This window comes from Jannaschia faecimaris (assembly GCF_900107415.1).
GTDB classification, from domain to species: domain Bacteria; phylum Pseudomonadota; class Alphaproteobacteria; order Rhodobacterales; family Rhodobacteraceae; genus Jannaschia; species Jannaschia faecimaris.
In genome coordinates, this window is sequence record NZ_FNPX01000024.1 from 23,683 (window position 1) to 36,185 (window position 12,503).

Annotated in this window: 11 protein-coding genes; 8 read left to right on the forward strand and 3 right to left on the reverse strand. The window is 62.9% G+C overall.

Translation table 11 applies throughout. The annotated features are described in order from the left end of the window. The first annotated feature begins 12 nt into the window (after positions 1-12). Genes BLV27_RS17475 through BLV27_RS17490 form a run of 4 tightly spaced genes read left to right on the forward strand, consistent with a single transcriptional unit; the run spans position 13 to position 4,044 of the window. Positions 13-219, forward strand: coding sequence for a NepR family anti-sigma factor (locus tag BLV27_RS17475; protein ID WP_244504738.1), 207 nt, complete (start codon positions 13-15; stop codon positions 217-219). Continuing rightward, positions 216-779 carry an RNA polymerase sigma factor gene (locus tag BLV27_RS17480; RefSeq protein ID WP_092647785.1) on the forward strand — a complete coding sequence of 188 codons (564 nt, stop codon included), beginning with the start codon at positions 216-218 and terminating at the stop codon, positions 777-779. The genes BLV27_RS17475 and BLV27_RS17480 overlap by 4 nt, the downstream gene beginning before the upstream one ends. Positions 780-829: 50 nt before the next feature. Next, positions 830-2,512: a sensor histidine kinase gene (locus BLV27_RS17485; RefSeq protein ID WP_092647786.1), complete on the forward strand. Its 1,683-nt coding sequence runs from the start codon at positions 830-832 to the stop codon at positions 2,510-2,512. Continuing rightward, positions 2,512-4,044 carry a phospholipase D-like domain-containing protein gene (locus BLV27_RS17490; RefSeq protein ID WP_092647787.1) on the forward strand — a complete coding sequence of 511 codons (1,533 nt, stop codon included), beginning with the start codon at positions 2,512-2,514 and terminating at the stop codon, positions 4,042-4,044. Before BLV27_RS17485 ends, BLV27_RS17490 begins: the two co-directional genes overlap by 1 nt. Before the next feature lie 58 nt (positions 4,045-4,102). Here BLV27_RS17490 and katG read toward each other — a convergent pair whose 3' ends face one another. Further along, a complete protein-coding gene (gene katG / locus BLV27_RS17495; RefSeq protein ID WP_092647788.1) occupies positions 4,103-6,319 on the reverse strand; it encodes a catalase/peroxidase HPI in 2,217 nt (738 codons plus the stop codon). 97 nt (positions 6,320-6,416) lie between these two features. On the opposite strand from katG, the gene BLV27_RS17500 reads away from it, so the two are divergent. Beyond that, positions 6,417-7,316 (forward strand): hydrogen peroxide-inducible genes activator, encoded by a 900-nt coding sequence (locus tag BLV27_RS17500; protein ID WP_092647789.1) that lies wholly within the window; start codon positions 6,417-6,419, stop codon positions 7,314-7,316. A 37-nt stretch (positions 7,317-7,353) separates the two neighbouring features. On the opposite strand, the gene BLV27_RS17505 is transcribed toward BLV27_RS17500, so the two are convergent. After that, on the reverse strand, positions 7,354-7,947 hold the full coding sequence (locus BLV27_RS17505) for a LysE family translocator (protein WP_244504739.1): 594 nt from the start codon (positions 7,945-7,947) through the stop codon (positions 7,354-7,356). 427 nt (positions 7,948-8,374) lie between these two features. On the opposite strand from BLV27_RS17505, the gene BLV27_RS17510 reads away from it, so the two are divergent. Further along, complete coding sequence (locus BLV27_RS17510) at positions 8,375-8,920, forward strand: hypothetical protein (protein ID WP_092647791.1); 546 nt, start codon at positions 8,375-8,377, stop codon at positions 8,918-8,920. Positions 8,921-9,050: 130 nt separating this feature from the next. On the opposite strand, the gene BLV27_RS17515 is transcribed toward BLV27_RS17510, so the two are convergent. Further along, on the reverse strand, positions 9,051-9,824 hold the full coding sequence (locus BLV27_RS17515) for a DeoR/GlpR family DNA-binding transcription regulator (RefSeq protein WP_092647792.1): 774 nt from the start codon (positions 9,822-9,824) through the stop codon (positions 9,051-9,053). A gap of 188 nt (positions 9,825-10,012) precedes the next feature. Between BLV27_RS17515 and BLV27_RS17520 the strand changes: the two genes are divergently transcribed. Beyond that, positions 10,013-11,038 (forward strand): LacI family DNA-binding transcriptional regulator, encoded by a 1,026-nt coding sequence (locus BLV27_RS17520; protein ID WP_170831506.1) that lies wholly within the window; start codon positions 10,013-10,015, stop codon positions 11,036-11,038. A gap of 94 nt (positions 11,039-11,132) precedes the next feature. Continuing rightward, positions 11,133-12,446, forward strand: coding sequence for an ABC transporter substrate-binding protein (locus BLV27_RS17525; protein ID WP_092647793.1), 1,314 nt, complete (start codon positions 11,133-11,135; stop codon positions 12,444-12,446). Positions 12,447-12,503: the final 57 nt, after the last annotated feature.

The window sequence follows — 12,503 nt, forward strand, 5'->3', positions numbered from 1 at the left end:
CTAACTCACTTTATGTGCAATAAAGAATGCTTCAACACCATGACCTACTCGGACAACAACGAGGATGACCGCATCGCGGCTCTGATCGACGAAAATCTGAAGCGGGTCTATTCGGACATCGTACAGGAGGAATTGCCGGACCGGTTCAAGGATCTGCTGGCCGTCCTCAAGGCGCAGGATGCTGACACATCATCCGGCACGCCCAAGGGTGACGAATGACCGATCAAACTACCGACCCGCGGGACGAGATGCTGGAGCATCTTCCGGCCCTTCGCGCCTTTGCCCTGTCGCTGACGCGCAATGGCGCGACGGCGGATGACATGGTGCAGGACACCGTGGTCAAGGCATGGACCAACATCGAGAAATTTCAGATCGGGACGAACATGCGCGCATGGTTGTTCACGATCCTGCGCAACACGTATTATTCCAGCCGCCGCAAGTCGAACCGCGAAGTGTCGGACCCGGATGGCATCATGACCAACAGCCTGTCGGTCAAGCCAGACCACGACGGACACCTGAACCTGACGGATTTTCGCAAGGCGTTCGAGACGCTGCCCGATGAGCAGCGCGAGGCGCTGATCCTGGTGGGTGCGGCGGGTCATTCCTATGAGGACGCCGCCGAGATCTGCGGCGTGGCCGTCGGCACGATCAAGAGCCGGGCCAATCGTGGGCGCGCCAAGCTGACCGAACTTCTGGGGCTTGACGGGGACAGCCCGCTGGAGATGACCGACAATGCCACGATGGCGGTGGTCGCCGGCGGTGGCGGAGTAATGCGCTGACACCGACGCGCAACATTCCTGATCCTTGGTACAGAAGTCTCCGCTTTCGCATGGCGGCGCTTTTGTCTGTTGCGCTGTTCCCCATCGGATTCGTCGCGGTGATGCAAACCCTCAGCGTTGCGCGCACGACCGAAGCCAATGCCGAACTGGCGCTCTTGTCCCTGACCGAGCAGTCCGTCGCCCGCGAACGCCAGGCCCTGCGCCTTGCGCGGGGGGCGGCGGCCGCGTTCTCGGTGACGCTTCCCGACCTGATGGATGACCCGGTTGCCTGCAGCCGGGTGATGACCGACTTCGTGGCGCAATCTGACCGGTTCAGCTTTGCCGGGTTCGTGAAGCCCGATGCGTCGATCAATTGCTCCTCGGCCGGGCGCGAGTTGGACATGACCCACAACGACAGCGTCATGGAACGGCTGGAACGCCAACAACCCGCCGTCGTGATGGACCCGGACGGGGAGGTCAGCCAGACGTCGATCCTGATCATCTACACACCCGTGTTCAACGAGGCGGGTACTTTTCTTGGCCAGATGACGATTTCGGTGCCCCACTCGAAACTGCACGCGCCCGAGCAGGGGGAGTTGAGCAGCGCGCTGCTTGAATTGGTTACCTTTAACAATGAGGGCGAGGTGCTGACCTCGCTGGGTCCGATCGACGCGGCCAAAGGTCTTTTGCCGCGCGACCTGTCGCTGACCGACCTGGTGGCCGGTGACGCGCCCGCGCTGAAACTGGAAGACACGGCGGAGCACGAACGGATCTATACCGTCTCGGCCATCGAACCGGGGTTGGCCTATGCCCTTGGGGTCTGGGACAGTTCAGCCACTATGGCCCGGCAGACGCGCGGTGAGATCATTACCGCGCTGTTCCCGGCGCTGATGTGGCTGGCCGGTCTGGCGGTGGCGCTGTTCGCGGTGCACCGGCTGGTCACGCGGCACCTTCAGTTGCTGGGGCGGCAGATGGCCCTGTTCACCGCGGCGCGCCGGCTTCCGTCGGAAGACCTCAGCATGAACCCGCCCACCGAAATTCGCCGCATTCAGCGCGCGTTCCTGCGGATGACCGAAGTCCTGATCCAGGACGAGGCCAGCCTTGAAAACGCGGTGCGTGAAAAATCGGTTCTGGTGAAGGAAATCCACCACCGGGTGAAGAACAACCTTCAGTTGATCTCCTCGATCATCAACATGCAGATCCGCAACGCATCCTCGCCCGAAGCTAAGCAGGCCCTGCGGCAGACGCAGGACCGGGTGCTGTCGATGGCGACGATCCACCGGGATTTGTACCAGACAAACGAAACGGGGCTGGTGGACGTGGGCCACCTGATCCGGGAAGTCATGGGCAAGACCGTCGAATTGACGCCCGACATGCAGGATTTGCAGGTGAATATGGATGTCGAGGACATCTGGTTGTACCCAGATCAGGCTGTCCCGATGTCGCTGCTGGCATCCGAGACGGTGATCAACGCGCTCAAGCATATGCCATCGCGGCAGGATGCGGGGGGGCCGCGCTGGATCAACGTCTCGCTGAAGCAGGGTGAAAACTGGATGTGCGAATTCCGCGCCGAGAACGTGGCGCGGCCCAAGGGAACGTCCGCCAAACAGCCGCGGGGCATGGGGCGCAAGTTGATCCAGGCCTTTGCGACCCAGCTGGGGGCAAAGGTCGAGATGGAGGAGCGCGCCGCGAGCTATGCCGTGACGGTGACGTTCACCGCGTCCGAGTTTGCGCCGCCACCGGGCGACTTCTGATGTCGGATGCGACCGAAGTCGTCGCGCTGTTGACCGCCGACAGGGCCTATCCCGCCTTCGAGCGTCTTGTTCTGGGTGCGCGCGAACGGGTCTCGATGGGTTTCCGCATCTTCGATCCGCGCACCACGCTTCATTCGCCCGAAGCGCGTGCCATCGGATCCGACTGGTTTGACCTGGTGGCGCACACGCTGTCGCGCGGGGTGGCGATGGATATCGTGATCAGCGATTTCGACCCGATCGTGCGCCCCGACTACCACCAACGCGCGACCCGCTGCGTCCGCCAGTTGCTGGCCGCAGGGGAGGTGTCGGGCCGGCCGGACCTGTTGCAGGCGCAGGCGTCGCTGCACCCGGCGCGCGTCGGTTTCCTGCCGTCGCTGCTGTTGTGGCCGCGCGCGCGCGGATACCTGAAGCGGACGGTGGCGGAGTTGAACGCCAAGACCCCGGCGGCCCGCGACCGCACGCTGTCCGAACTGCCGCTGCTGCGCGGGCTGCTGCGCCGGGACGGATCGGGGATGGTTTCGATGCGACAGTCGCTGCCCCGACTGGCACCCGTGACGCACCACCAGAAACTTGCCGTCGTGGACGGGCAGGGGGTCTATATCGGGGGTCTGGACCTGAACAACCGGCGGTTCGACACCGCTGAACACGATCGCCCGGCCGAGGAAACCTGGCACGATACGCAGGTTCTGATCCACGGGCCGGTCGGAAAAGCGGCGCAGGCGCATCTGCGCAGCTTTCGCGCGGTCACCCACGGCGCCGCGCCGCCCGAGGCACCCGGCCTTCTGCGGACGATTTCGCGCGCACGGCGGCGACCCGCCCTGTTGTTGTCGCCGTTGCCGGTCCTGGCCGAGCTCGCGCAGGCGCACAGCGCGCAGGTGGAGCAATCCAGCAAGCTTATCTATCTCGAAACCCAGTTCATGCGCGACACGACCCTGGCCCGCACTTTGGCGCGGCGCGCGGGGGCCGAACCGGGGCTGAACCTGATCGTGGTCCTGCCGGCGGCACCTGATGACGTGGCCTTTGAAAACAGCGGCGGACGCGATGCGCGGTATGGCGAATACCTTCAGGCCAAGTGCATCGACATCCTGATGCGTGGGTTCGGGGACCGGGTCTTCTTCGGCAGCCCCGGGCAGCACCGCAAGGCAAGCACGCGCAGCCGGGCCACGATCTATGGTGCGCCGCTGATCTATCTTCATTCAAAAGTGTCGATATTCGACACCCGCGCGGCCATCGTCTCTTCGGCCAACCTGAATGGGCGCAGCTTGAACTGGGACACCGAGGCCGGTGTGATGCTGGAGGACGAGGCCGCGGTTCTGGACCTGCGGGGCCAGTGTTTCGCGCAGTGGCTGGGCGGGCCGGTGCCCTCGGACTTCTCGGACCCGGAAACCGCCGTGGCCGCGTGGCGGGCCCGCGCGCGCCAGAATATCCGTCGCCCCCCCGAGGATCGGCGCGGGTTCATTCTGCCCTATGCTTCGGGTCCGGCGCGCCGGTTCGGGCGCAGCCTGCCGGGCATTCCCGAGGAAATGGTCTGAACGCAAAACGCCCCGGCCTTTCGGTCGGGGCGTTCGCGTCTCCTGCGGGGCAGGGGGGTTACTTCGCGTCGAAGCGGTCGAGGTTCATCACCTTGACCCAGGCCTTTACGAAGTCGCGGACGAACTTCTCGCCCGAGTCGGACTGGGCGTAGACCTCCGCGATGGCGCGCAGCACCGAGTGGGAGCCGAACACCAGGTCGACCCGCGTCCCGGTCCAGCGCTTCTCGCCCGTCTTGCGGTCGAAGCCGTCGAAGGTGTCGGCCTCCTCGCTGGCGGGGCGCCATTCGGTGTTCATCGACAACAGGTTCAGGAAGAAGTCGTTGGTCAACTGGCCCGGACGGTCGGTCAGGACACCGTGCTTGGTGCCGCCGGTGTTGGCGTCCAGCGCGCGCAGACCGCCGACCAGCACCGTCATCTCCGGTGCCGTCAGCGTCAGAAGCTGCGCCCGGTCGACCAGCAGTTCCTCGGCCGAGACCTTGAACTCGCGGCTCTGGAAGTTGCGGAAGCCATCGACATGCGGCTCCAGCGGCTCGAAGCTTTCGCCGTCGGTCTGCTCGGCGGTGGCATCGCCGCGACCGGGCAGGAAGGGCACGTCGATCTTGTGACCCGCGTCATGGGCGGCCTTCTCGACGGCGGCGGTGCCGGCCAGAACGATCAGGTCGGCCATCGACACGACCTTTTCAAAGCCCGACTTGATGCCGTCCAGCGTGGACAGAACCTTTGCCAGAACCTCGGGCTGGTTCGCCTCCCAGTCTTTCTGGGGGGCCAGACGCACGCGGGCACCATTGGCCCCGCCCCGCTTGTCCGACCCGCGGAACGATGCGGCGGCGGCCCAGGCGGCGTTTACCAACTCTCCGATGGAATGACCCGAGGCGAGGATCTGCGCCTTCAACTCCGCGATGTCGGTGTCCGACAGGTCGGGGTTGCCGTTGGCGGGGATCGGGTCCTGCCAGATCAGATCCTCGGCCGGGACCTCGTCGCCCAGGTACAGAACCTTCGGCCCCATGTCGCGGTGGGTCAGCTTGAACCAGGCGCGGGTATAGGCATCGGCGAACTTGTCGGGGTTGGCCAGGTAGTCTTCCGAGATCTTGCGGTAATCCGGGTCGACCTTCAGCGCCATATCGGCGGTGGTCATCATCGGCTGGTGTCGCTTGGACGGATCGTGCGCATCGACGACGGTGTCGGCCATGGCGTCGCCCACGGGCTTCCACTGGTGCGCGCCGGCGGGGGACTTGGTCAGCTCCCACTCGTTGCCCAGCAGCGTCTGGAGATAGCCCATGTCCCATGTGGTCGGGTTCGGCTTCCACGCGCCTTCGATGCCGGAGGTGGTCGTGTGAGCCCCCATGCCGGTCTCGAATCCGTTCTTCCAGCCAAGGCCCTGCGCCTCGATCGGGGAGCCTTCGGGCTCGGGGCCCATCAGCGCGGGGTCGCCTGCGCCATGCGCCTTGCCGAAGGTGTGACCGCCCGCCACCAGCGCGACGGTTTCTTCGTCGTTCATCGCCATACGGCCGAACGTGTCGCGGATGTCATAGGCCGAGGCCTGCGGATCGGGGTTGCCGTCCGGGCCTTCCGGGTTGACGTAAATCAGGCCCATCTGCACGGCGGCCAGCGGGTTCTCAAGGAACCGGCCCTTGCCGTCCTCGCCCGTGTCATAGCGGGTGTTCGGCCCGCCCGAGGCTTCCAGCCATTCGTCTTCCATGCCCCAGTAGATGTCTTCCTCCGGCTCCCAGATGTCGGCACGACCGCCGCCGAAGCCGAACATCTTGAGGCCCATGGTCTCCATCCCGACGTTGCCGGCCAGGATCATCAGGTCGGCCCAGCTGATCTGGTTGCCGTACTTCTGCTTGATCGGCCACAGCAGGCGGCGCGCCTTGTCCAGGTTGCCGTTGTCGGGCCAGGAGTTGAGCGGCGCGAACCGCTGCGATCCGCTGGTGGAGCCGCCACGCCCGTCGGCGGTGCGATAGGTTCCCGCGCTGTGCCACGCCATGCGCACGAAGAAGGGGCCGTAGTGCCCGTAGTCGGCGGGCCACCAATCCTGACTGTCGGTCATCAGGTCGGCCAGGTCCTTCTTCAGGGCCTTCAGGTCCAGCTTCTTGAACTCCTCGGCGTAATCAAACGCCTCGCCAAGGGGATCAACCTGTGGGCCGTTCTGCGCCAGGATCTTGAGGTTCAGCTGGTTGGGCCACCAGTCGCGGTTCGACCGGCCCCGGTTCAGGGTGTGCAGCGTCGCGCCGTGGATGACCGGGCATTTGCCGGTGCTGTCGCTTCCGTCCATCATGATATCATCTCCCGTGGTAATACTGGAATCATTCTAACAGGTCGAAACGATAGATATAAGTTGCATTTACCTATCCCGGCGATAATTTCAGCTTATGATCAACATCACCGTCAAACAGCTCCGCTATTTTGAGGCGCTGGCCCGGCACGGCCATTTCGGACGCGCGGCCGAGGCCTCCTCGATCTCGCAACCGGCCCTGTCGATCCAGATCAAGGAGTTGGAGATGATGCTGGGGGCCACGCTGTTCGAACGGTCCCCCCGGCAGGTGCGGCTGACGGCCTTCGGCGAGACTTTTGCGGGGCGCGCGCGCGACATCCTGCGCAGCGTCGATGATCTGGGCGACCTGGCCCGCGTGTCGCAGGGGCAGCTTTCGGGGCGCCTGCGGCTGGGCGTGATTCCCACGGTCGCGCCTTACCTGCTGCCGCCGCTGATTCAGTGTCTCGCGAACGCCTATCCGGGGCTGGACCTGGATATCCGCGAGACGATCACGCCCAAGCTTCTGGACGAACTGGCTGACGGGCGGTTGGACACGGCCATCGTCGCACTCCCGGTGTCGGAGCCGTCGCTGACCGAGGTGCCGCTGTTCACCGAGGATTTCGTCCTGGTCCGCCCCGAGGCCGACGGCGCGCGCCCGATGCCCGACCCCGAACAATTGCACACCATGCGCCTGCTGCTGCTGGAGGAGGGGCACTGCTTCCGCGATCAGGCGCTGTCGTTCTGCAACCTGCCGACGAACCGCCCGCGGCACGGGCTGGACGGGTCATCGCTTTCGACCTTGGTGCAGATGGTCGGCGCGGGCATCGGGGTCACGTTGATCCCGGACATGGCGGTCCCCACCGAAACCCGGTCGGCACCCGTGGCGATCGGACGGTTCACGCGCAACACGCCGCAACGCACCATCGGCATGGTCTGGCGCGGCACGACGCCGTTGTCCGGGCAGTTGCAGGCCTTGTCGCAGACCGTTCAGGGCGCGCTGTCACCGGGGGCGGTTTGAAACAGACCCCGATTTTGTCGGGTTCCAGCCTGATCTGTCATTTTGACAAGATCAGGCGGCCTCCGAAGAAGATCAGAACAGTGCCAAGGACCCGTTCTATCCAACGGGCCCAGGCCACGTAAAATGCCCGAAACACACGACGCGTAAGCGTTTTTCCGACGAGCCAGTACCAAGCCAGTTCCATCAGCGCACCACCGGCCAGAATACAAGCGCGCGTTGTCCAATGCGCGTCAATCGGAACAACAACCGCATAGAGGCTTACAAAAAACGCGATGGCCTTGGGATTGGACAAATTCACCAGCAGACCGACGCGAAGACCTTGGTAAAAGCTCCGATCCTTGCCTGGATGAGGAGCTTGGCCGGCACCGGCCTTTACCGAACTTTTCCAAGCGGTTATTCCCAAATACACAAGGTACAAGCCACCTAGAATCTGCACGGTCCGGGCGAGCCAGCCAATCTGGCTCAAAATGGCCGCCAACCCGACCATTGCCAAAAGCGCATAAAACGTCGCTGCAATCGCGAGCCCCACAATCGCTCCACTACACCTGCGGCGTTCGCCTTGAAGAGCGAGACGGGACACCAACGCAAAACTGGGGCCGGGGCTCACAACAATGGCCGCGTAGATCCCCAATGTGTAAAGGACGACCGCACCGTCAATCGCGGATAGAATCTGCATCGCTCGACTCCTGTAGAAATTGCTTTGGGCTTACAGTAAACTGGATACAAGCACGGCAGCCTTAAATGGTCGCGCAGCGGACATTGGCAATTCAGGTATATTACATAAATCAGATTATAGGCCATTGTAGATGACTTATCTTGTCGAGCGCCTTATCATGACGTAAATGCCTCCCCCGCGCCCTATCTGACAGGATCAGGCGTGCTGTACGGATGTCTGTCAAGCCAAGGAAAGTGTGTATCGGTGGTGCAGCACTTGGCGGCTTCGTTCATTCGCCGGGTTGTGAGTCGTTGCCCGACGGCTTTCTTAGTATGAATATTCTCGGAGTGCATATTACTCCTGTCGCCAAAGTCAGTTTGGTAACTTCGCAAATGAGATACCCATGACTGCAAAACCCATATTTGATATTCGAAAGCAAGTGCAAAAACGTAATCTTGAATACATGATCGTATTGCCGATCATGGCCTTGGCGCTTGTTTTCCTGGGTAAGTACTTGATGGCCGAAACGTTTGTTTGGGGTCTGTCAGTTGATTTCGCAGAAAAGTGGGACGGCTGGACTTTTGTCGGCATGGTTCTGATTGGGACTGGAGCCTACTATCTCATCAAGACAGTTATCTTTGCAATCCGCTCCACTGGAAAATCCGGGGAATGGCACTTCCGCCTGACCTCGGAAGAATTACTATGGAAAGTCCCTGACCACTCATTTGGGCCCGAAGTTGGGTTCGTATCAAATCTGGCGAACATATTAAAAGTAGAATTTCGGACGACCGCGCAGTACGATGAAGCCGACGTAAGAGAGTACTGGATACACTTTCGGGACAGAGACCCAATTCAGCTCATGGAATACACGGGATATTCCGTTTCATGGCTTGTGTCGGAAATTCACAGGGCCGGTGTGCCTTATGATGAAACCTTCGTGAGCCGGTGAATTGGAAATTATCGCGCCACTCCCCTCAGACAGACCCTACCGTTCCGTAAACCGCTGCGACGACCCGCGTGGTCCGTGCCGCTGGCATTCGGTCTGATCCGCGCCAAGGCATATTCGTCGCCCTGAACCTTCAGGCGTCGCCTGAGCTCACGACATTGACCTTCGTGCCCCACTGGGCGCAGCGCGCGGCCAATGACGGGTGCAGCGGCATATCGGTGAAGAAGATGGCCGCGTCGCGCAGGGAGCAGATGCGGATCGGGGCCTTGCGCTCGAACTTCATGTGGTCGGCCACGACGAACACCTGCTTGGCGCGGGAAATGGCGACCTGGCTGACCAGCGTTTCCTGCGGGTCGAAATCCAGCAACTCCCCGTCGGCATCCAGCGCCGAACAGCTCAGCACGGCATAGTCGAACTTGAAGTTGCGCAGCAGGTCGGCCGAGAAGCTGCCGACGATCCCGCTGTCGGTGCGCCGCACCTCTCCGCCCGCGACGATGATGCGGCAGGTGGGGTTCGTGCGCATGATGCTGACCACGTTGAGGTTGTTGGTCACGACCAGCAGGTTCTCGTGCTGCGTCAGTTCAAGCGCCACGGCCTCGGTGCTGGTGCCAATGTCCATGAAGATCGAGGAGCCGTCGGGGATCGCCTGCGCGCAGCGGCCCGCGATATCGCGCTTGCCCTCGTCGTTCAGGCGGCGGCGTTCTTCGTAGAGAATGTTCGAGACGCCCGACGGCATGACCGCGCCGCCGTGCACCCGCTCCAACCGCCCGCTGGCCGACAGGTCGGACAGGTCGCGGCGGATGGTCTGCACCGTCACCTCGAACCGTTGCGACAGATCGTCGACCGTCACCCGCCCGTCACGGCGGATCAGTTCGAGGATTTCCGTCTGTCGAAAGTTGATCGCCATCCTGCCCGCTCCTCCTGCGCAAATGGCTAGCGCGTTGGGCAGGGTGCCGCAAGAAAAGGCAGGGGTGCGGGACTGAATATGTAAACATTGCTTTTTGTCGCGCGTTAAGAAACCCTGATGCCCAAGGAAGCTTTCGATCGCGCGCGTCGTATGTCGGGATCGGCCGTGTATCGTAAAAGGGGGGCCAGTTGACCCATCAGACCATCCGCACAATGGAAGATTTTGCCACGGCCAGCGGCATCTCGCGCCCGACCGTGTCCAAGTATTTTAACGATCCGGACAGCGTCCGAAACTCCACGCGCAAACGGATCGAGGCGGCGTTGAAGAAATACGACTACCGCCCGAACATCTACGCGGTGAACCAGAACAGGAAGCTGACGCGGAACGTCGGGATCGTGGTGCCCTTTCTGGCCGATCCGTTCTTCGCCGAAATCGCGCGCACCATCGAGCAGCGCGTCATCGACGCCGGTTATCGCCCCTCCTTGTTCAGTTGCTACGGCGATCCGCGCCTTGAAGTCGAAATCCTTGAGACACTTGTTTCGATGAAGCCGGCGGGCGTTCTTCTGGCTCCGCTTGGCCGCGCCTCGGACCGGGATGCGATCAGCCGGTTCTGTGACACCGTGCCGACCGTTCTGTTCGACAGCAGCGTGGACGAGCTGGGGCTGGGCTTTGTCGGGTCCGACAATTTCCAGTTTACCTCCCACATCACCGATTACCTGTGCCGCACCGGAGAGCCGCCGTGCTTCTTCGAGATGAAGACCCCCGCCAACCCGAACGCGCACCGCAGACGCCACGCCTACCTTGATGCCATGGAGCGCTTTGGCCACACGCCCCACGTCATCTCGGTCGAGGGCGAGGGCTGGGCCTTCGAGGAGATCGGCCTCAGGGGCGGTCACGCGGCCCTGTCCGGTGGAGGATTCGCGACGAATACCGTTCTGTGCAGCAACGACCGGCTGGCGATCGGCCTGTTGACCGCCTGTTACGAGCAGGGCGTGCGCGTGGGGCGCAAGCCGGATTGTGTGCTCCGCGTGGCCGGGCAGGACGGGCACCCCCACTCGCGCTATACCTGCCCGCCGCTGACCACGATTTCCCATGATTACAACGCGGTATCGCAACACGCGGTGGAATCCCTGTTCCAGGCGATCGACGGAAATTCCGGCCCCTGGCGAAGCCTGCGCATCGAGGGTCACCTGATCCTGCGCGACTCTGCCTGAGCACCAATTCTTTACGCGCGTTAAAAAACAGTTGACCGGGCGGCATCTTTGACGCTAGCCTGAAATGGCAACATCCAATTCAGGGAGGATCAGGATGTCCATTTCCAACGCACTTCGTGCGGCCACCGCACTGTCGCTCGTTACGGCGGGCAGTGCCTTCGCCGACGCCCACGCGGAATCGATCACCGTCGCGACCGTCAACAACGGCGACATGATCCGCATGCAGGGCTACACCGACAAGTTCACCGAAGAGACCGGCATCGAAGTCGAATGGGTGACCTTGGAGGAGAACGTGCTGCGTCAGCGCGTCACCACAGACATCACCACCAACGGCGGTCAGTTCGACGTCATGACCATCGGCATGTACGAGACGCCGATCTGGGGGGCCAACGACTGGCTTGTGCCGCTCGACGATCTGTCGGCCGAATACAACGCCGATGACATTCTGCCCGCCATGCGCGGCGGATTGAGCTATGACGGCACGCTTTATGCGGCACCGTTCTACGGCGAATCTTCGATGGTCATGTACCGCACCGACCTGATGGAAGCTGCCGGCCTTGAAATGCCCGATGCCCCGAGCTGGGAGTTCATCGGCGAGGCCGCCCGCGCCATGACCGACAAGGACAACGAGATCTACGGCGTCTGCCTGCGCGGCAAGGCCGGCTGGGGCGAGAACGCGGCCTTCCTGACGTCGATGTCGAACTCCTTCGGGGCGCGCATCGTCGACGAGAACTGGGTCCCGCAGTATGACAGCGAAGCCTGGTCCAACACGCTGAACTTCTACATCGACCTGATGAACGATGCGGGCCCTCCGGGTGCCTCGAACAACGGCTTCAACGAGAACCTGTCGCTGTTCCAGCAGGGCAAGTGCGGCATGTGGATCGACGCGACCGTTGCGGCGTCCTTCGTGACCAACCCCGCCGATTCGACCGTGGCCGACAAGGTCGGCTTCGCACTGGCCCCCGACAATGGTCTGGGACCGCGGTCCAACTGGCTCTGGGCGTGGGCGCTGGCCGTTCCTGCCGGTACCGACAACGTCGAGGCCGCCAAGACCTTCATCGAATGGGCCACCGGCACCGACTACATCGAGATGGTCGCCGAGAACGAAGGCTGGGCCAACGTACCTCCGGGCGCGCGGACCTCGCTCTACGAGAACCCCAACTACATCGAAGTACCCTTCGCGAAGATGACGCTGGACTCGATCCTGTCGGCTGACCCGATGAACCCGACCGTGGACCCCGTGCCCTATGTCGGCATCCAGTTCGCGGCGATCCCCGAGTGGGCCGGTATGGGCACAGACATCGGGCAGGAGTTCTCGGCCGCGCTGGCCGGACAGCAGACCGCCGACGAAGCGCTCGCCAAAGCTCAGGCGATTGCAACCGACGTATTGGAGGGGGCCGGCTACTAAGCCGTCGGCCCATCCACCCCGGGGGGCGATCCGCTCGCCCCCCGGACCCCCCGCCCC

Bases quoted from the DNA above. Each gene is read 5' to 3' on its own strand.
- BLV27_RS17475 (WP_244504738.1), top strand. From the start codon at position 13: ATGTGCAATAAAGAATGCTTCAACACCATGACCTACTCGGACAACAAC.
- BLV27_RS17480 (WP_092647785.1), top strand. From the start codon at position 216: ATGACCGATCAAACTACCGACCCGCGGGACGAGATGCTGGAGCATCTT.
- BLV27_RS17485 (WP_092647786.1), top strand. From the start codon at position 830: ATGGCGGCGCTTTTGTCTGTTGCGCTGTTCCCCATCGGATTCGTCGCG.
- BLV27_RS17490 (WP_092647787.1), top strand. From the start codon at position 2,512: ATGTCGGATGCGACCGAAGTCGTCGCGCTGTTGACCGCCGACAGGGCC.
- katG (WP_092647788.1), bottom strand. From the start codon at position 6,319: ATGGACGGAAGCGACAGCACCGGCAAATGCCCGGTCATCCACGGCGCG.
- BLV27_RS17500 (WP_092647789.1), top strand. From the start codon at position 6,417: ATGATCAACATCACCGTCAAACAGCTCCGCTATTTTGAGGCGCTGGCC.
- BLV27_RS17510 (WP_092647791.1), top strand. From the start codon at position 8,375: ATGACTGCAAAACCCATATTTGATATTCGAAAGCAAGTGCAAAAACGT.
- BLV27_RS17515 (WP_092647792.1), bottom strand. From the start codon at position 9,824: ATGGCGATCAACTTTCGACAGACGGAAATCCTCGAACTGATCCGCCGT.
- BLV27_RS17525 (WP_092647793.1), top strand. From the start codon at position 11,133: ATGTCCATTTCCAACGCACTTCGTGCGGCCACCGCACTGTCGCTCGTT.